The organism is Pseudomonas sp. S3(2024) (genome assembly GCF_036861315.1).
Classification (GTDB): domain Bacteria; phylum Pseudomonadota; class Gammaproteobacteria; order Pseudomonadales; family Pseudomonadaceae; genus Aquipseudomonas; species Aquipseudomonas putida_A.
On the sequence record NZ_JAZAQQ010000016.1, the window covers coordinates 35,353 to 53,440 of the forward strand.

The 18,088-nt window shown below is 61.4% G+C and carries 17 protein-coding genes; 9 read left to right on the forward strand and 8 right to left on the reverse strand.

The window, feature by feature from the left end; translation table 11 throughout:
* Positions 1-445: 445 nt before the first annotated feature.
* The 6 genes from etfB to VLA07_RS25810 form a co-directional block, all read right to left on the reverse strand.
* A complete protein-coding gene (gene etfB, locus VLA07_RS25785; RefSeq protein WP_134787509.1) occupies positions 446-1,216 on the reverse strand; it encodes an electron transfer flavoprotein subunit beta in 771 nt (256 codons plus the stop codon).
* Positions 1,217-1,226: 10 nt separating this feature from the next.
* Entirely contained in the window at positions 1,227-2,447 is a 1,221-nt protein-coding gene (gene etfA / locus VLA07_RS25790; protein ID WP_333992372.1) for an electron transfer flavoprotein subunit alpha, read from the reverse strand.
* Complete coding sequence (gene dgcB / locus VLA07_RS25795; protein ID WP_096795709.1) at positions 2,447-4,396, reverse strand: dimethylglycine demethylation protein DgcB; 1,950 nt, start codon at positions 4,394-4,396, stop codon at positions 2,447-2,449. The genes etfA and dgcB overlap by 1 nt, the downstream gene beginning before the upstream one ends.
* 154 nt (positions 4,397-4,550) lie before the next feature.
* A complete protein-coding gene (dgcA, locus tag VLA07_RS25800; protein WP_047596497.1) occupies positions 4,551-6,611 on the reverse strand; it encodes a dimethylglycine demethylation protein DgcA in 2,061 nt (686 codons plus the stop codon).
* 15 nt (positions 6,612-6,626) lie between these two features.
* The gene (locus tag VLA07_RS25805; RefSeq protein WP_003228980.1) at positions 6,627-7,157 is read right to left on the reverse strand and encodes a DUF5943 domain-containing protein; all 531 of its coding nucleotides are present in this window, start codon (positions 7,155-7,157) and stop codon (positions 6,627-6,629) included.
* 214 nt (positions 7,158-7,371) lie between these two features.
* The gene (locus VLA07_RS25810; protein WP_007962626.1) at positions 7,372-8,349 is read right to left on the reverse strand and encodes a dipeptidase; all 978 of its coding nucleotides are present in this window, start codon (positions 8,347-8,349) and stop codon (positions 7,372-7,374) included.
* A 234-nt stretch (positions 8,350-8,583) separates the two neighbouring features.
* Between VLA07_RS25810 and VLA07_RS25815 the strand changes: the two genes are divergently transcribed.
* The 3 genes from VLA07_RS25815 (at position 8,584) to VLA07_RS25825 (ending at position 9,857) form a co-directional block, all read left to right on the forward strand.
* Positions 8,584-8,985, forward strand: coding sequence for a lysozyme inhibitor LprI family protein (locus VLA07_RS25815; protein WP_097089169.1), 402 nt, complete (start codon positions 8,584-8,586; stop codon positions 8,983-8,985).
* Between the two features lie 103 nt (positions 8,986-9,088).
* A complete protein-coding gene (locus VLA07_RS25820; protein ID WP_047596501.1) occupies positions 9,089-9,412 on the forward strand; it encodes a helix-turn-helix domain-containing protein in 324 nt (107 codons plus the stop codon).
* A gap of 28 nt (positions 9,413-9,440) precedes the next feature.
* Positions 9,441-9,857 carry a DUF3010 family protein gene (locus VLA07_RS25825; RefSeq protein ID WP_064589572.1) on the forward strand — a complete coding sequence of 139 codons (417 nt, stop codon included), beginning with the start codon at positions 9,441-9,443 and terminating at the stop codon, positions 9,855-9,857.
* A 139-nt stretch (positions 9,858-9,996) separates the two neighbouring features.
* Here the strand turns inward: VLA07_RS25825 and VLA07_RS25830 are convergent, their stop codons facing one another.
* On the reverse strand, positions 9,997-10,941 hold the full coding sequence (locus tag VLA07_RS25830; RefSeq protein ID WP_123454170.1) for a GlxA family transcriptional regulator: 945 nt from the start codon (positions 10,939-10,941) through the stop codon (positions 9,997-9,999).
* 192 nt (positions 10,942-11,133) lie between these two features.
* Here VLA07_RS25830 and VLA07_RS25835 point away from each other — a divergent pair, with 192 nt between their 5' ends.
* The 6 genes from VLA07_RS25835 to VLA07_RS25860 all read left to right on the forward strand — a co-directional run bounded on the left by VLA07_RS25835 (position 11,134) and on the right by VLA07_RS25860 (position 16,572).
* Positions 11,134-12,078 carry a choline ABC transporter substrate-binding protein gene (locus tag VLA07_RS25835; RefSeq protein WP_247267328.1) on the forward strand — a complete coding sequence of 315 codons (945 nt, stop codon included), beginning with the start codon at positions 11,134-11,136 and terminating at the stop codon, positions 12,076-12,078.
* Positions 12,079-12,154: 76 nt separating this feature from the next.
* Complete coding sequence (locus VLA07_RS25840; protein WP_086793588.1) at positions 12,155-13,042, forward strand: 3-keto-5-aminohexanoate cleavage protein; 888 nt, start codon at positions 12,155-12,157, stop codon at positions 13,040-13,042.
* 140 nt (positions 13,043-13,182) lie between these two features.
* The gene (locus VLA07_RS25845) at positions 13,183-14,148 is read left to right on the forward strand and encodes an L-carnitine dehydrogenase (RefSeq protein WP_027610644.1); all 966 of its coding nucleotides are present in this window, start codon (positions 13,183-13,185) and stop codon (positions 14,146-14,148) included.
* Positions 14,149-14,275: 127 nt separating this feature from the next.
* Positions 14,276-14,752, forward strand: a complete 477-nt coding sequence (locus tag VLA07_RS25850) for a thioesterase family protein (RefSeq protein WP_103368835.1) — start codon at positions 14,276-14,278, stop codon at positions 14,750-14,752.
* Positions 14,753-14,775: 23 nt separating this feature from the next.
* A complete protein-coding gene (locus VLA07_RS25855; protein ID WP_285373000.1) occupies positions 14,776-15,939 on the forward strand; it encodes a gamma-butyrobetaine dioxygenase in 1,164 nt (387 codons plus the stop codon).
* 369 nt (positions 15,940-16,308) lie between these two features.
* Positions 16,309-16,572, forward strand: a complete 264-nt coding sequence (locus tag VLA07_RS25860; protein WP_007962640.1) for a hypothetical protein — start codon at positions 16,309-16,311, stop codon at positions 16,570-16,572.
* An 87-nt stretch (positions 16,573-16,659) separates the two neighbouring features.
* Here the strand turns inward: VLA07_RS25860 and VLA07_RS25865 are convergent, their stop codons facing one another.
* The gene (locus VLA07_RS25865) at positions 16,660-17,763 is read right to left on the reverse strand and encodes a GlxA family transcriptional regulator (protein WP_007949927.1); all 1,104 of its coding nucleotides are present in this window, start codon (positions 17,761-17,763) and stop codon (positions 16,660-16,662) included.
* Between the last annotated feature and the right edge of the window lie 325 nt (positions 17,764-18,088).

Consider the following 18,088-nt stretch of genomic DNA (forward strand, 5'->3'; position numbering starts at 1 on the left):
TGAAATCGCGGTTTACACGGGGATTATCAGCTATAAAAGCTTAATCGATCAATTATTGATCAATCCTATACAGGCCACGTTTTATATGGCTTGCAGCGGACAGCGAACATCTTGTCCACAGAAGCGCCAACAGAGATTGGGGGCAACTCTTGAAGTTATTCAGGAGAAAAAGCCCGGTAAAACCGTGACTTAGGCTGGTTGTTTTTTGAGCTGGGGGCTGGAGGGCTTGATTGGCGTGGGGTACAGGGATGGGCGAACACATTATCCACAGATCCGCCAACAGGGATTGTGGGTAAACACACTGAGATCTCCTGCCCCCTTGACCAATGTGGGAGCGGGCTTGCTCGCGAAAGCGGTGGGCCATTCAACTTTGATGCAGCTGAAACGACGCTTTCGCGAGCAAGCCCGCTCCCACAGGGGGTGTTCAGTGTCTGGAGGATCGTGGTTAGCGAACGACGCCTTCTTCAATCAGGAGTTTGAGGATCGCTTCAGCGCCGGCCTGCGCGGTGACGCCTTTAAGCACTTGTCCACCGCCGCCACTGGCCTTGGCGGTGGCAGCTTTCATGCGGTCCGCACCGCTCTTGGCCTTGATCACCTTCAAACGTTTCGGCCGTGGCTTGGCCGGTTGCAGTGTGGAGACGGCCAGCAGTTCATCGTCGAGCACCTCAACGTCTTCGGCATTCAACACCCCGCGTCGCGCCGGACCGTAGGCACTCTGCCGAGGTTTGGGCGCGGCGTTATCCACAGTCGCCAGAAATGGCAGCTTCACCTTCAACCGCCGCCGCTGCCCACGGGGCAAGGCTTGCAGCACCAGCGCCGAACCATCATTGATCGACTCGACCTGCGCCAATCCCACCACCAGCGGCCAGCCCAGCCCTTCGGCCAGCAAAAACGGCAACATGCCCGAGCCTTCGCCGGTTTCCGCCTGACTGCCGGTCAGCACTACCTGGGCGCCGGCATCGCGCAGATACGCGGTCAGCGCCGGCAAGGCGTCGGCGCCAGCAGGTTGTTCCAGCACATGCAGCTGTTCCAGGCCCATGCCCAGATAGGCGCGCAGTGCCGGTTCCGCGACATCCCCGGCATGCAGCACTTGCAGGTTATCCCCAGCCAGTTGCAGGCCCAGTTCTACAGCGCGCGCGTCCTGTTCGGCGCGGCGTGGCCGGCCCGAGGTCGGATGGGCACCGATGGAAACCAGACTGATGATCTTTGTGCTCATAACCCGTTCCTTAAGCCGCATCGCGCTTGGCTTCGTTGCGGTAAGCCGCTACCGCCGCGATCAACGCCTGAAGAATTTCCGCGCTCTCGCCAATCACCGACAGGTCGGCGCGTTTGATCATGTCGCAACCGGGGTCGAGGTTGATCGCCACCACCTTGTCACAGGCACCGATGCCCTGCAGGTGCTGGATCGCCCCGGAGATACCCACAGCCACGTAAACCCGCGCGGTGACCCAAGTGCCGGACGCACCGACCTGCCGATCACGGGCCATGAAGCCATCGTCTACCGCGACCCGCGAGGCGCCTTCGGTGGCGCCGAGCGCCGCAGCGGTCTGGTGGAACAGCGCCCAGTCCTTGACCCCGTTGCCGCCGGAGAAAAGGAACTCGGCTTCGGCCATCGGAATCGCCGCCGGGTCCACCGCGACCGCGCCAAGATCCTCGATCCGCGACAGGCTGCGCGCCACCGTTGTGGATAACTCCACCGGCAGTGCCTCATGACGGGTTTCGCTGACCGGTTCTGCGCATTCGGCTGCGGCCAGAATCAAGCGTGCGACCGGTCGCGCCAGGTCTTGCAGGCCCGCGCCAGCGCGACCGATGCATTCCTGATCCTTGACTTGCCAGACCCGCGTTGCCGGGCGTTCGCCCAGTGCCGCGGCAAAACGCCGACCGAGTTCACCGCCACCGCTGCGGCTGTCCGGCAGCAGCCAGTGACGCGGGTTGAACTGGTTATCCACAGCCCGCAAGCCCTGCACCCGTTGCTCCGGTGCATAACCGCTGAATTGGTCACCCTCCAGTACCAGCAAGCGATCGACGCCGGCCGTGGCGAAGGCGCTCTCTTTGTGATCGCCAAACACCACCGCCAGCACCGCACCGTCGTTGCCGGCCAGTTGATGAGCCAGGCCCAACAGGTCACGGTCGTGGCTGCTCAGGCGACCGCCAACCATGTCCGGCACCACGCTGATGTAAAACGCCGGGGCCGGTACCTGATGCAGCGGCAACTGCACTTCAACCGTGGCCGAGCGCTTGACCGCCCCGCCCTGTTGCGCGCCACTGCGGTCGATCCGTTTGATGCCGTTGGGGCCGATGAAGCCGATGCCGTGCAGATTCTTGCGGATGACACCATTGGGGCCCATCCAGCTGTGTTGCGCCGGTTGCATCGCCGCGTGCAACGGGTGCAGGCGGTTACGCGCAATCCATTCGGCGCGCGGGTCGCGGCGGATAATGTCGCTCATCAGTGGGCCTCCGCAGGTTCACGTTTGGCCGGTGCAGTCGGCTTGTTCGGCGCGGCGTCTTCGAGCAGCGCGTCGGCCACTAGTTCGGCGATGTCCTTGATCAGCGGACGCGGTTCGACCACGCCCTCGAGCATCGCCGTGCACTGTGGACAACCTACTGCTACCAGCTCGGCGCCGGTCTCGCGGATGTCATCCATGCGCATGTCGGGGATCCGCTGCTTGCCGGGAATGTCGGTGATCGGCGCACCGCCACCGCCGCCGCAGCAGCGCGAACGGAAGCCGGAACGTTGCATCTCTTTGACCTCGATGCCGAGGGCGCGCAGCACCTCACGCGGCGCCTCGTATTCGCCGTTGTAGCGACCGAGGTAGCACGGATCGTGGTAGGTCACGCTGTTGCCTTTGTGCTGACCGAGGTTCAGCGCACCGGCCTGAATGATTTCCGCCATGTAGGTGCTGTGGTGCTGCACCAGGTAGTTGCCGTCGAACGCGCCGTACTCGTTTTTCAACACATGAAAACTGTGCGGATCGCAGGTGACGATGCGGTTGAAGCTGTATTTGGCCAGGGTCTGGATATTGCGTTTGGCGAGCAACTGGAAGGTCGCTTCGTCACCGAGACGCCGTGCTACGTCGCCGCTGTCACGCTCTTCGAGACCGAGTACGGCGAAGTCGATTTTCGCCGCTTTCAGCACTTTGACAAACGCGCGCAGGGTGCGCTGGTTGCGCATGTCGAAGGCGCCGTCGCCGACCCAGAACAGCACGTCGGTGGATTTCTTTTCGCTAAGCAGATTGAGGTTCAGATCCGCCGCCCAGTTCATCCGCCCGCCCGGAGCGAAACCGCCGGGGTTGTCAGTGGCGATCAGGTTTTCCAGGACTTCGGCGCCCTTGTTCGGGGTCGCGCCTTTTTCCAGCGTCAGGTGGCGGCGCATGTCGACGATGGCGTCGACGTGCTCGATCATCATCGGGCACTCCTCGACGCAGGCGCGGCAGGTGGTGCACGACCACAGGGTTTCGGCATCGACCAGACCATTGACGATAGGTTGATGCGGATTGCCGCTGTGCTCACCGATTGGCTTGCCCGGATAAGGGCTACCGGCAAACTTCGCGTCAGTGCCGCCAGCGAGGCCGACGACCATGTCCTGAATCAGCTTTTTCGGGTTCAGCGGCTGGCCGGCAGCGAAGGCCGGGCACGCCGCTTCGCACTTGCCGCACTGCACGCAGGCGTCAAAACCGAGCAACTGGTTCCAGGTGAAATCCTTGGGTTTTTCCACGCCGAGCGGCGCGCTTGGATCATTCAGATCCAGCGGTTTCAAACCGGTGGAACGACCGCCGCCAAAGCGCTCGGCGCGGCGGTGCCAGGCCAGGTGCAGGGCGCCGGCGAAGGCGTGCTTCATCGGCCCGCCCCAGGTCATGCCGAAGAACAATTCCGACACGCCCCACAAAACGCCGAGCCCGAGAATCGCCGCCAGCAGCCAGCCGCCGAAGTTCTCCGGGAGAATTCCGGCCACCGGCAGGGTCACCAGGAAGAACGAGGCGGAGAAAGCCAGCAGGCTTTTCGGCAGGCGCATCCACGGGCCTTTCGACAACCGTGCCGGCGGATTGAGCCGGCGCCGATAAACGAAGAGCGCACCGACGAACATCACCGCCGTCATCAACAGCAGCGCATAGCCGAGGATGCGGTTATGCAGGCCGAAACCGTGCACCAGAATCGCCAGCACGATCGACGCTACCGCACCACCGGCCGTGGCGACGTGGGTGTTGGCGATGTATTTGTCCCGCGCCACCACGTGGTGCAAGTCGACCATGTAACGCTTGGGCATGGCCAACAGGCCGCCGAGCAGATCGACCTTCGAGGCCCGGCCCCGACGCCACATGGCCACCCGCCGCAACGCACCCAGCACCGCAAGGGCCAGGGCTGCGAACAACAGGATTGGAAGAAGGGTGTTCAACATGGTGAAGCTCCCACCAGTACAGCCTGGAGAAACACGGTCTGCATTACTGTGGGAGCGGGCTTGCTCGCGAAAGCGCTGGATCAGTCAGCTCATGCACAACTGACAGAATGCATTCGCGAGCAAGCCCGCTCCCACAGGGGTCATGTGCAAGTCCTTAGAAGTCTTTGCACAACCGCAACGCGTCATAAATGGCAGCATGGGTATTACGCTGCGCCACGCAGTCGCCGATGCGGAACAGCAAGTAGCCGTCACCGGTGCTGCTCAACGATGGTTGCGGCTGGATCGCGAACAGCGCTTCCACGTCGATCTGGCCCTTGTTGCGCGAGCCTTCCTTGAGCGCGTAGTAGATTTCCTCATCCGGACGCACGCCGTTCTCCACCACCACCTGATCGACCACCCGCTCCTCTTTGGCGCCGGTGTATTCGTTCTCCAGCACCGCCACCAGCTTGTCGCCTTCGCGGTAGACCTTTTCCAGCATCATGTCGCCGGTCATGATCACTTCTTTCGGGTACATGCTGCGGTAGTAGGTCGGGAACGACGTACCGCCGATGGCCACGCCCGGTTTGATGTCGTCGGTGACGATCTCGACCTGGCTGCCCTTGTCAGCGAGGAAGTCGGCGACCGACATCCCGGTGAACTCGCAAATGGTGTCGTAGACCAGCACGTTCTTACCCGGCGCCACCTTGCCGTCGAGCACGTCCCAGCTGCTGACCACCAACCCTTCGGCGGCGCCCCAGTGTTCGTTCTGCTCAAGGAATGGATGCCCACCGACTGCCAGCACCACCACGTCCGGACGCAGATCCATAATGGTTGCCGCATCGGCCGCAGTGCCCAGACGCAGGTCGACTTTCAGCCGCGCCAGCTCCAGCTGGAACCAGCGGGTGATGCCGGCGATCTGGTCACGTTGCGGTGCTTTCGACGCGGTAGTGATCTGCCCGCCGATGAATTCTTTCTTCTCGAACAGGGTCACGTCGTGGCCACGCTCGGCAGAGACGCGTGCTGCTTCCATCCCGGCCGGGCCGGCACCAACGATCACCACTTTGCGTTTGACGCCTGTGGACTTTTCGATGATGTGCGGCACGCCCATGTATTCACGGGACGTCGCGGCGTTCTGGATGCACAGCACGTCCAGACCTTGATACTGACGATCGATGCAGTAGTTGGCGCCGACGCACTGTTTGATCTGGTCGATCTGGCCCATCTTGATCTTGGCGATCAGGTGCGGGTCGGCGATGTGCGCGCGGGTCATGCCGACCATGTCGACGTAACCGCCTTCAAGGATGCGCGTGGCCTGGTTCGGGTCTTTGATGTTCTGTGCGTGCAGCACCGGCACCTTGACCACTTCCTTGATTCCGGCCGCCAGGTGCAGGAACGGCTCCGGCGGATAACTCATGTTCGGAATCACGTTGGCCAGGGTGTTGTGGGTGTCGCAACCCGAGCCGACGACGCCGATGAAATCGAGCATGCCGGTGTCGTCGTAATACTTGGCGATCTGCTTCATGTCCTCGTGGGAGAGACCGTCCGGGTGGAACTCGTCACCGCAGATACGCATGCCCACGCAGAAATCGTCACCGACCTCGGCGCGCACGGCTTTCAGCACTTCCAGGCCGAATTTCATCCGGCCTTCGAAGCTGCCACCCCATTCGTCGGTACGCTTGTTGACGCGCGGGCTCCAGAACTGGTCGATCATGTGCTGGTGCACGGCGGACAGCTCGACGCCGTCCAGACCACCGGCCTTGGCACGGCGCGCCGCCTGGGCGTAGTTGCCGATCACCCGCCAGATCTCTTCCGGCTCGATGGTCTTGCAGGTCGCACGGTGCACCGGTTCACGGATACCCGACGGCGACATCAGGGTCGGCCAGTGGAAACCATCCCAACGCGAGCGTCGGCCCATGTGGGTAATCTGGATCATGATCTTGGCGCCATGCTTGTGCATGGCGTCGGCCAGGTTCTGGAAGTGCGGGATGATCCGGTCGGTGGACAGGTTGACCGAACTCCACCATTGCTGCGGACTGTCGATGGCGACCACCGACGAACCGCCGCAGATCGCCAGGCCAATGCCGCCCTTGGCTTTCTCTTCGTAGTATTTGACGTAGCGCTCGGTGGTCATGCCACCGTCGGTCGCGTAGACCTCGGCGTGCGCGGTGCTGAGCACGCGGTTGCGGATGGTCAGTTTGCCGATCTGGATCGGCTGGAACATTGCTTCGAAAGCCATGGCGGGTTCCTCGACTTACAACGGCTTGACGGTGAACAGGCCGTCGTCGTGGCCTTCTTCGGAGCCACCGTAGACTTGCTCGGCAACCGTACGAATCTTGCTGCCGCGAGCGGCGAGGATCTGGTCCATGGCGCCGGCAAACCAGCCGGTGAACATGTAGTCAACCTTGCGCCCAACCTTGCCGTAGACGTAGACGAACGCGGAGTGTTCGAGCTTGACGCTGGCGGTGCCTTTGTCGAGATCGATGTCCTGAATCTTGAACAGGCCCCAGCCGCGTTGCGACAGACGCTTCATGTAGTGCTCGAACACCGCGACGCCTTCCAGGCCGTGGCACTCGGCTTCTTTTTCGCACCAGTGCCAGGCGGACTTGTAGCCGGCCTTGTAGAGGATTTCGGCATAGGCTTCAGCGCCCAGCACTTCCTCGATGCCCATGTGGTTGTTGACGAAGAAGTGACGCGGCACGTAGAGCATCGGCAGGGCGTCGGAGGTCCAGACACCGGTCTCGCTGTCGACTTCGATTGGCAATTGCGGGGCGATCTTGGCCATGGAAACTTAACTCCAGAAAAATTCGTGGTTGGTGCCGAGCGAAGCTTTTGCTTTGCTCTTATAAACAAGCCGTATGAATGACTTTGGAGCCGTAGCGAGCACGTCGAGAGCAAGGAAGGACCGGAGCGACAAGCGAGACAGTACGGGACGTACGGCGAGTTTGGCGCGAGGACCTGACGCAGCTATCGGCGAGCGGAGTAGGCTCCAGAGTTATTCATTCGCCCCAGACGTCTTTGAGGACGTTCACCCAGTTCTCGCCCATGATCTTGCGCACCACACGCTCGGAGTGGCCGCGCTTGAGCAGGGTTTCGGTCAGGTTCGGGAACTCGCCGACAGTGCGGATGCCCAGCGGGTTGATGATCTTGCCGAAGCTGGTCAGACGACGGGCGTAGCCCTTGTCGTGGGTCAGGTATTCGAAGAAGTCCTGGCCGTGCCCCTGGGTGAAGTCGGTGCCGATGCCGATGGCGTCTTCGCCGACGATGTTCATGGTGTATTCGATGGCTTCGGCGTAATCGTCGATGGTCGAATCGATGCCCTTGGCGAGGAATGGTGCAAACATGGTCACGCCGACAAAACCGCCGTGGTCAGCAATGAACTTCAGTTCAGCATCGGACTTGTTGCGTGGGTGCTCTTTCAGACCCGACGGCAGGCAGTGGGAATAGCAGACCGGTTTTTTCGATTCGAGGATGACTTCTTCGGACGTCTTGGAGCCGACGTGGGACAGGTCGCACATGACGCCGACGCGGTTCATCTCGGCGACGATTTCGCGGCCGAAGCCCGACAGGCCGCCGTCACGCTCGTAGCAACCGGTGCCGACCAGGTTCTGGGTGTTGTAGCACATCTGCACGATGCCGACGCCGAGCTGCTTGAACACCTCGACATAGCCGATCTGGTCTTCAAACGCGTGGGCATTCTGGAAGCCGAAAAGGATGCCGGTCTTGCCCTGCTCCTTGGCGCGACGGATGTCGGCGGTGGTGCGCACCGGCATCACCAGGTCACTGTTTTCGCGGATCAGCTTCTGGCTGGCGGCAATATTGTTCACGGTCGCCTGAAAGCCTTCCCACACCGACACAGTGCAGTTGGCCGCCGTCAGACCGCCCTTGCGCATGTCTTCGAACAGCTCGCGGTTCCATTTGGCAATGATCAGACCGTCGATAACGATGCTGTCGGCGTGTAATTCGGCTGGGCTCATCAGGCGTCCCCTTATTGGCGATTCATGCGCCGAATCGTCTGCCGGCGCTTTGGGGCCAGCATATGCCTCGGTGCCGGGGCGACCGGGTGCAAAAACGACAGGGGAATTGCCGAAAGCGTCAATCCGCGACAAAGGGTCGCCAGGCGTCCCGATCAGCTACCTGTTCAAGCCCGCCAGCTTGAGCCAGAATCTGGCGCATCTTGGATACACCACTGGATTAGAGCGGCGACAACCATGAAATCGATCTTCCTGGCTTTGGCACTGATGGCGACCGGCGTACACGCCGCCGAAGAGACCGACAACAACCCGTGCGACGCGGTGGAAAACGACGTCCAGACCCTGGAGTGCTCGACCTACAGCCGCAGCACCGCCGAAGACCTGCTCAAGGACAACTACGCCAGCCTCAACGAGCGCATGCAGACCACCTATGGCAAAAACGCCGCGCAACTGGCCGACATCACCGCCAAACTGAAGACGGCTCAGCAGCAGTGGCTGAAGACGCGGGATGCGGATTGCGCGGTGGAAGCATTCCCGGCCACCGAAGGCAGCAAGGCGTTCAAGATTGCGCAGAATGACTGCGTGGCACGGATGAGTGACGAACGGTCGGAGTTTTTGGAGTCGATCGGGCAGGAGTGATCCTGGAATTTCGGCAACATGCCGACAAACGTTGTTGATTGGCCGACTGGAAAATATAAGTAAAGATTCGAAAATCTTATAAAAGACTTATATTTCCAGTGCCATGACTCAATCTGTCGACATCCAAATCATCAACGATGCCGAAGGCAACCCGGCCTTCGTAGTCATTCCCTACGCTCAATACGTTGCGCAGAAATTGCAGCCCGATCTGATCCCGCATGAGGTGGTCAGTCGCATGGTCGACGGGGCGACACCGATCCGTGCCTGGCGCGAACACCTGAACCTGACTCAGGAAGAAGTGGCGAAACGTCTGGGAATTTCCCAGCCGGCGTTCGCTCAACAGGAAACAGTAGCGAAGCCACGCAAGGCAACCCGCGAGAAAATTGCAGCGGCGTTCGGCATCACGGCCAATCAGCTTGAGTTGTAGGCTGCCCTCTTCATTCAAAGGAATTCCCATGAACATCTGCGGCATCGAAATCAAAGGCAGCGAAGCGATCATCGCCGTGGCCTCCCTTGACGGGGCAACGCTAAGCCATGTGGCGCTCAACACCAAGAAAATCGCCCTCGACGATGATGACGAGGCGGCTAACGTCAAACGCTTCGCGGCGCAGGTTGCTTCGTTTGTGCGCGAGCATTCGATTGACCGGATTGCGATCAAGAAGCGCAGCAAGAAGGGTGAGTTTGCCGGTGGTCCGACCACGTTCAAGATCGAGGGTGTGTTTCAGTTGCTGGACGGGTGTGAGGTGACGTTGTTGTCGCCGCAGACGATCAATGCCCAGGCCAAGAAGCACAATTTCGAGCTGCCGGGGACGCTGAACAAGTATCAGCATGAGGCTTATAAAGCGGCGTGTTCGGCGTTGGTGAAGAAGTAACCTTTTCTTCAGACACTGAAGATCAAAAATGTGGGAGCGGGCTTGCTCGCGAATGCGGTGGATCAGTCAACTCAAGTTTCGACTGACACTCCGCTTTCGCGAGCAAGCCCGCTCCCACATTGGTTTTGTGTGCATCCATTCAGGCTTGGGCGGTACGCCGGTCTTCACGGGGACAGCGGGCGAACTTCGCGCGGTAGCTACGGGTGAAGTACGAGGGCGATTCAAAGCCGCAGGCGATGCTGACTTCGAGCACGCTCATATCAGTCTGGCGCAATAACTGTCGGGCCTTTTCCAGGCGCAACCGCAGATAGAAATTGCTCGGTGTGTCGTTCAGATGCAGCCGAAACAGGCGCTCCAGTTGCCGCCGTGTCACCTTGATCGATTCCGCCAGTTGCAGCGTGGTCAGCGGTGGTTCGCTGTGTTGTTCCATCTCGCCAATCACTTGCACCAACTTCTTGTTGTTGATGCCGTAGCGCGTGGCGACTTCCATGCGCTGGTGGTCCTTGCGCGGACGAATCCGCCCCAGCACAAACTGCTCGCTGACCTGAATCGCCAGTTGCGGGCCATGGGCCTGGGCGATCAGATCAAGCATCAGATCGATAGACGCCGTGCCGCCCGCCGAGGTGATGCGCCGGCGGTCGATCTCGAACAGTTCCTGGGTGACGCTGAGCTGTGGATAAGATTCCTTGAACGCATCGATGGCCTCCCAGTGCAAGGTCAGGCGATGGCCGTCGAGCAGGCCGGCTTCGGCGAGGACGAAACTGCCGGTGTCGATGGCACCGAGGGTCACGCCTTCGTTGTCCAGGCGGCGCAGCCAGTGCTCAAGGGTTGGCGTGGCGAACTTCAGCGGTTCGAATCCGGCCACCACTAACAGCGTCGCACCTTTCTTCAGCGGCTCCAGCGCCGCGTCGGCGTTGACCGACATGCCGTTGCTCGCCAGCACCGCCCCGCCATCGGCGCTGAGCACGTGCCAGCGGTACAGCTCGCCACGAAAACGGTTGGCTACCCGCAGCGGTTCGATCGCGGAGATAAAGCCGATGGCGGAAAACCCCGGCATCAGCAGAAAGTAGAAATCCTGGGACATGTGCGCACTCGGTTAGCGGGTAGCGTGGATCGTTGATACGCCGATTGTCGTCAGCGTTCAAGCGCACAGGTCGCTACAGTGCAAATGCCAGTCGCCGCAGTGCGCTTTCACGGGGCCGTTGCTGCGTAACTTGGCATCACCGGCACGCCAGATGCCGGAACTCACAATAAACGACCTGCCGAGGAACCCGACATGAAACGACTGATCAGCAGCTGTGTTCTTGCACTCAGCGGTACCGCTTTCTTGAGCGCCAGCGTCATGGCAGCCGAACCCGCCTCGTGCCAGAACGTGCGCATGGGCGTCGTCAACTGGACCGACGTGATCGCCACCAGTGCCATGACCCAGGTCCTGCTCGACGGCCTCGGCTACAGCACCAAACAAACCAGCGCGTCCCAGCAAATCATCTTCGCCGGGATCCGCGATCAGCGTCTGGACCTGTTCCTCGGTTACTGGAACCCGCTGATGACCCAGACCATCACCCCGTTCGTCGACGCCAACCAGGTCAAAGTCCTGGAAGCACCGAACCTGAAGGATGCCCGCGCGACCCTCGCCGTGCCGACCTATCTGGCCGACAAGGGTCTGAAGACTTTTGCCGACATTGCCAAGTTCGAAAAGGAACTGGGCGGCAAGATCTACGGGATCGAACCGGGTTCGGGCGCCAACACGCAGATCAAGGCGATGATCGCCAAGAACCAGTTCGGCCTCGGCAAATTCCAGCTGGTCGAGTCCAGCGAAGCCGGGATGCTCGCCGCCGTCGACCGCGCCGTGCGCCGCAAAGAGGCCGTGGTGTTCTTCGGCTGGGCGCCGCACCCGATGAACGTCAACGTCAAGATGACTTACCTCACTGGCAGCGAGGACGCCCTCGGCCCGAACGAAGGCATGGCCACGGTGTGGACTGTCACCGCGCCGAAATACGCCGAACAGTGCCCGAACATCGGTCGCCTGCTGAGCAACCTGACGTTCACCGCCGAAGACGAGAGCCGGATGATGCAGCCACTGCTCGATCACAAGGACGCCTTCGAATCGGCCAAGCAATGGCTCAAGGATCACCCCGAAGACAAACAGCGCTGGCTGGAAGGTGTAACCACCTTCGACGGCAAACCGGCCGCTGAAAACCTGCAACTGACCAGCAAATAACCCAAGCCCGAACACACGCTTCGCAGCCCGAGAAAAGGCTGCGAACAGACCCATCACGCCTGAAGGAAACCGCACCATGAACCACGACGTCATCATCACCTGCGCACTTACCGGTGCTGGCGACACGACCGCCAAGAGCCCCCACGTGCCGGTCACCCCGAAACAGATCGCCGCGGCTGCGGTGGAAGCGGCCAAGGCCGGCGCCACCGTCGTCCATTGCCATGTGCGCGACCCGCAGACCGGCAAGTTCAGCCGTGACGTGGCGCTGTATCGCGAAGTGATGGAGCGCATCCGTGAGGCCGACGTCGACATCATCGTCAACCTCACCGCCGGCATGGGCGGCGACCTCGAAATCGGCGCTGGCGAGCACCCGATGGAGTTCGGCCCGAACACCGACCTGGTCGGCCCGCTGACCCGTCTGGCCCACGTTGAAGAGTTGCTGCCGGAAATCTGCACCCTCGATTGCGGCACGCTGAACTTCGGCGACGGCGACACCATTTATGTCTCGACCCCGGCGCAACTGCGCGCCGGCGCCAAGCGCATCACCGAGCTGGGGGTGAAGGCCGAACTGGAGATTTTCGACACCGGCCACCTGTGGTTTGCCAAGCAGATGATCAAGGAAGGTTTGCTCGACAACCCGCTGTTCCAGCTGTGCCTGGGCATCCCGTGGGGCGCGCCGGCCGACACCACCACCATGAAAGCCATGGTCGACAACCTGCCTGCCGATGCGGTGTGGGCAGGGTTCGGCATCGGCCGCATGCAGATGCCAATGGCCGCGCAAGCGGTGCTGCTCGGCGGCAACGTGCGGGTCGGCCTGGAAGACAACCTGTGGCTGGACAAGGGGGTGCTGGCAACCAACGGTCAACTGGTCGAACGCGCCAGCGAGATCCTCAGCCGCCTCGGCGCTCGCGTACTGACCCCGGCTGAGGGCCGCAAGAAGATGGGCCTGACCCAGCGCGGCTGACCCAGCACTCATTTCCCCCTGTGGGAGCGGGCTTGCTCGCGAAGGCGCTGGCTCTGCCCATAAAGATGCGTCGGATGTACCGGCCTCTTCGCGAGCAAGCCCGCTCCCACAGTTTTTTGTGCCAAATTCAGGAAATCACCATGAGCTTTATCACCGACATCAAAACCTTCGCCGCCCTCGGCAGCGGTGTCATCGGCAGCGGCTGGGTCGCGCGTGCCCTCGCCCATGGCCTCGACGTGGTGGCCTGGGACCCGGCGCCCGGCGCTGAAGCTGCGCTGCGCAAACGCGTGGCGAATGCCTGGGGTGCGCTGGAGAAAAACGGTCTGGCGCCCGGTGCTTCGCAGGATCGTCTGCGTTTTGTCGCGACCATCGAAGAATGCGTGCGCGATGCCGATTTCATTCAGGAAAGTGCCCCGGAACGCATCGAGCTGAAACTCGATCTGCACAGCAAAATCAGCGCAGCGGCCAAGCCTGATGCCTTGATCGGATCGAGCACTTCCGGCCTGTTGCCGAGCGAGTTCTACGAGAGCTCGACCCACCCTGAACGCTGCGTGGTCGGGCACCCGTTCAACCCGGTTTACCTGCTGCCGCTGGTGGAAGTGGTCGGCGGCAAGAACACCGCGCCCGAGGCCGTGCAAGCGGCGATGAAAGTCTACGAATCCCTCGGCATGCGCCCGCTGCATGTGCGCAAGGAAGTGCCGGGATTCATCGCTGACCGTCTGCTCGAAGCGCTGTGGCGCGAGGCGCTGCACCTGGTCAACGACGGGGTGGCGACCACTGGCGAGATCGACGACGCGATCCGTTTTGGCGCCGGGCTGCGCTGGTCGTTCATGGGCACGTTCCTGACCTATACGCTGGCCGGCGGTGACGCGGGGATGCGTCACTTCATGTCGCAGTTCGGCCCCGCGTTGCAGTTGCCGTGGACTTATCTGCCGGCACCGGAACTGACCGACAAGCTGATCGACGATGTGGTCGATGGCACCAGCGACCAGCTCGGCCGCCACAGCATTTCGGCGCTGGAGCGCTATCGTGATGACTGCCTGCTGGCGGTGCTGGAGGCGGTGAAGACCACCAAGGAAAAGCACGGGATGAGTTTCAGCGAGTAATCCTTGCTCAGCAGTTCCGGCCCCTTCGCGAGCAAGCCTGCTCCCACAGGTGACCGCATTCCAATGTGGGAGCGGGCTTGCTCGCGAAGACGGCAGCCCAGTCACTATTAATGTTGGATCTGAAACCATGCCCACTCTCACCACCTACCAAACCACCATCATCCCCGACTGGGTCGACTACAACGGCCACCTACGCGACGCCTTCTACCTGCTGATCTTCAGCTACGCCACCGACGCGCTGATGGACCGTCTCGGCATGGACAGCAACAACCGCGAAGCCAGCGGCCACTCGCTGTTCACCCTGGAACTGCACCTGAATTACCTGCACGAAGTGAAGCTCGACGCCGAGGTCGAGGTGCGCACGCAGATCATCGGTCACGACAGCAAACGCCTGCACCTCTATCACAGCCTGCACCTGGCCGGCGACGACAAGGAACTGGCCGGTAACGAGCAGATGCTGTTGCACGTCGATCTCGCCGGCCCACGTTCCGCGCCGTTCACCCCGGACACCTTGAGCCGCCTGCAAGCCATTGCCGCCGAGCAAGTCGATCTGCCCGCCCCGGCTTACATCGGCCGTGTCATCGCTCTGCCACCCGCCCGTTAATCCCTCCCACGCAAGGAGCCGCCATGCACACCGCTGCCGCTGTTGCCGATTTCCGTACTTATCCGTTGATCAGCGCGCTGAGCGGCGTGCAGAACCTGGCGGATCGCGTGTCGATTGCCTGGGCCGACGGCCGCGTCAGCCCGTTCCATCACGTCTGGTTGCGAGATAACTGCCCGTGCGAGCAGTGCGTCTACACCGTCACCCGTGAGCAGGTATTCGAGATCGTCGATGCCGCGCCGGATCTCGTCCCCGCCAACGCGCACATCGACAGCGACGGCTGTCTGCAGATCGACTGGCAGGACGGCCATCGCAGTCGCTTCGATCCGGGCTGGCTGCGTGCGCACGCCTATGACGACGAGTCCCGCGCCGAACGTCTGGCCGCCAAACCCAAGGCTTACCTGTGGCGCAGCGATTTGCAGCTACCGGTATTCGAATATTCAGCGCTGATAAACGACAACGGCGCGCTGCTGCAATGGCTGATCGCGGTACGCGACATCGGCCTGACTCAGGTGCGCGGCGTGCCCACCGAGCCGGGTTCGCTGAAGCTGATCGCGCAGCGCATTTCGTTCATCCGCGAGAGCAACTTCGGCGTGCTGTTCAACGTGCAGTCCAAGGCCGATGCCGACAGCAACGCCTACACCGCTTTCAACCTGCCGTTGCACACCGACTTGCCGACTCGCGAACTGCAACCGGGTCTGCAATTTCTGCATTGCCTGGTGAATGATGCCGAGGGTGGCGAGAGTATTTTCGTCGATGGTTTTGCGATTGCCGACGCGTTGCGTCAGGAAGCACCGGAGCTGTTCCAGGCGCTGTGCGAAATCCCCGTGGAGTTTCGCAACAAGGACCGCCACAGCGACTATCGTTGCCTGGCGCCGATCATTGCGCTGGATGCGCTGGGCCGAGTTGCGGAGATTCGCATGGCGAACTTTTTGCGCGGCGCATTCGATACATCGGTGGAGCAGATGCCGCTGCTGTACCGGGCCTATCGGCGCTTGATTGCGATGACCCGCGAGCCACGATTTCGGCTGATGCAGCGACTCAATCCGGGGGAGCTGTGGTGCTTCGATAACCGCCGCACGCTGCATGCGCGCAATGCGTTTGATCCAGCGACCGGGGCGCGGCATTTCCAGGGTTGCTACATCGATCGGGATGAGTTGTTGTCGCGGATTCTGGTGTTGCAACGGTAAACCGCGTCATCGTTCTTCGCGAGCAGGCTCGCTCCCACACTGGAATGCATTTCAAATGTGGGAGCGAGCCTGCTCGCGAAGGCGTCAGAGCCAACCACACACCGCTCCCGGATTCACGGGCAAAAAAAGCCCCGATACAAGCCGTGACAGGATCGGGGCAGAGGGTACTGTTGAGGAGCTGCCAGTCGAGGGTGACCAAACCGTCTGTAGCGAGCTGAGGTCAGTGTGCCGACTCCCCTTGGCACTGAGTTAGCCGAAAACGACCTGTTCATAGCCGTCGCGGCCACTGCGACAAATCGCCCTTGCCGTGCCTCCACATGCCCACCAGAATCGAGTCACGACCTCCGTTGCCGAAGAAGGAAGCGCGCCATGATGTATGCCGATTTGATCGATCAGGAAGACTTGTTGGGCCAGCTCAAGGCATTGGGTTTTCAAGTGCCGAGCGGTTCGACCGCCGAGCAGGCCTGTGAGTGTGCGGTGCGTGGTCTGGACAATGTTCGCGCGTTTGAATTGCGCAAGATGGTCAAGGACATGTACACCAGCGGCGCCAGTATCCAGCCTGCGGTGCGCCAGGCGATCGACAAACAGTTGTTGCCGGCGTTGGCGGATTACCAGCAAAGCCATAGCGCCTGATAAATCCATTCGCGAGCAGGCTCGCTCCCACATTTGAAATGCATTCCAGGTGGGAGCGAGCCTGCTCGCGAAGAACGATGACTCGGTCTACAGCCTTACGCTGGCAAACGTCGACTCATTACGCGCCTGACTCAACGCCGACATCGGTCCCGACAGCGGCGACATCACGATCGCCTGCGGCAGCGGCAGCATCGCCACTTGCTGGGTGGTGTTGGAGCCTACGCGTTCGTCACGCGGCGGAATGCCGAAGTATTCGCGGTAGCACTTGGAGAAGTGCGGCGTCGAGACGAAACCACACACCGACGCCACTTCGATGATCGACATCGGCGTTTGCTTGAGCAACTGCCGCGCGCGGATCAGGCGCAGCTTCAAGTAGTAGCGCGACGGCGAGCAGTGCAGGTATTTCTGGAACAGCCGCTCCAGCTGTCGACGCGACACGGCGACGTACACCGCCAGTTCGTCGAGGTCGATCGGCTCTTCCAGATTGGCTTCCATCAGCGCAACGATTTCCTGCAGTTTCGGCTGGTTGGTGCCGAGCATGTGCTTGAGCGGCACGCGCTGATGATCCTGCTCGTTGCGGATGCGTTCGTAGACGAACATTTCCGAGATCGCGGCGGACAGCTCACGCCCATGATCGCGGCTGATCAGGTGCAGCATCATGTCCAATGGCGCGGTGCCGCCGGAGCTGGTGAAACGGTTACGGTCGAGGGTGAACAGGCGAGTGCTCATCGCCACACGCGGGAAAGCTTCCTGCATCGCCGCCAGACATTCCCAGTGCACGCTGCAATCGAAGCCGTCGAGCAGACCGGCGCAAGCCAAAGCCCAGCTGCCGGTGCACACCGCGCCCAGACGCTTGGACTGACGCGCCTGGCTCTGCAGCCATGACACGTGTTCACGGGTCACGGTGCGTTGAATGCCGATCCCGCCGCAGACGATCACGGTGTCCAGGGGCGGGGCTTTGTGCATGGAGGCATCAGGGGTGATTTGCAGACCGTCACTGGCCCACACCTGACCGCCATCGACGGTCAGGGTGCTCCAGCGATACAGCTCACGACCGGACAATTGGTTGGCCATTCGCAGGGGCTCGACTGCGGAGGCCAGAGAAATCAGCGTGAAATTGTCCAGCAGCAGAAAGCCGATGGATTGAGGCGCACGGTTCTGGGGTTGGGCCCCGGAGTTGAACGACGTCATCGCGGTATCTCCTCACACAAAGCGGGTGATGGCCTCAGGCGGAGGCTCTTGTTATTGCCGGCGTTCTCGCGTGGGAGACGGGCTTTGTTATGACAGAGCAATTGCCATGCCTAAAATTGAATGGCTGTTCAATAACTCCTGAAAACGACGTCGCGACGTGTCTATTCAAGACGTCGGACGCACGGTGTTTCGAAGTGCCATCAGCGGCGCCGAGGGCCCTGCCCCGCTGCCTGTGAGCAGATCGGTAGCACTTGTGGGAACGGGCTTGCGCGCAGTTGTTTCAGAGTGTCACCGCAAGCACGGGTGACGGACGGCAGGGAGTGCG

Bases quoted from the DNA above. Each gene is read 5' to 3' on its own strand.
- etfB (WP_134787509.1), bottom strand. From the start codon at position 1,216: ATGAGCACAAAGATCATCAGTCTGGTTTCCATCGGTGCCCATCCGACC.
- etfA (WP_333992372.1), bottom strand. From the start codon at position 2,447: ATGAGCGACATTATCCGCCGCGACCCGCGCGCCGAATGGATTGCGCGT.
- dgcB (WP_096795709.1), bottom strand. From the start codon at position 4,396: ATGTTGAACACCCTTCTTCCAATCCTGTTGTTCGCAGCCCTGGCCCTT.
- dgcA (WP_047596497.1), bottom strand. From the start codon at position 6,611: ATGGCTTTCGAAGCAATGTTCCAGCCGATCCAGATCGGCAAACTGACC.
- VLA07_RS25805 (WP_003228980.1), bottom strand. From the start codon at position 7,157: ATGGCCAAGATCGCCCCGCAATTGCCAATCGAAGTCGACAGCGAGACC.
- VLA07_RS25810 (WP_007962626.1), bottom strand. From the start codon at position 8,349: ATGAGCCCAGCCGAATTACACGCCGACAGCATCGTTATCGACGGTCTG.
- VLA07_RS25815 (WP_097089169.1), top strand. From the start codon at position 8,584: ATGAAATCGATCTTCCTGGCTTTGGCACTGATGGCGACCGGCGTACAC.
- VLA07_RS25820 (WP_047596501.1), top strand. From the start codon at position 9,089: ATGACTCAATCTGTCGACATCCAAATCATCAACGATGCCGAAGGCAAC.
- VLA07_RS25825 (WP_064589572.1), top strand. From the start codon at position 9,441: ATGAACATCTGCGGCATCGAAATCAAAGGCAGCGAAGCGATCATCGCC.
- VLA07_RS25830 (WP_123454170.1), bottom strand. From the start codon at position 10,941: ATGTCCCAGGATTTCTACTTTCTGCTGATGCCGGGGTTTTCCGCCATC.
- VLA07_RS25835 (WP_247267328.1), top strand. From the start codon at position 11,134: ATGAAACGACTGATCAGCAGCTGTGTTCTTGCACTCAGCGGTACCGCT.
- VLA07_RS25840 (WP_086793588.1), top strand. From the start codon at position 12,155: ATGAACCACGACGTCATCATCACCTGCGCACTTACCGGTGCTGGCGAC.
- VLA07_RS25845 (WP_027610644.1), top strand. From the start codon at position 13,183: ATGAGCTTTATCACCGACATCAAAACCTTCGCCGCCCTCGGCAGCGGT.
- VLA07_RS25850 (WP_103368835.1), top strand. From the start codon at position 14,276: ATGCCCACTCTCACCACCTACCAAACCACCATCATCCCCGACTGGGTC.
- VLA07_RS25855 (WP_285373000.1), top strand. From the start codon at position 14,776: ATGCACACCGCTGCCGCTGTTGCCGATTTCCGTACTTATCCGTTGATC.
- VLA07_RS25860 (WP_007962640.1), top strand. From the start codon at position 16,309: ATGATGTATGCCGATTTGATCGATCAGGAAGACTTGTTGGGCCAGCTC.
- VLA07_RS25865 (WP_007949927.1), bottom strand. From the start codon at position 17,763: ATGACGTCGTTCAACTCCGGGGCCCAACCCCAGAACCGTGCGCCTCAA.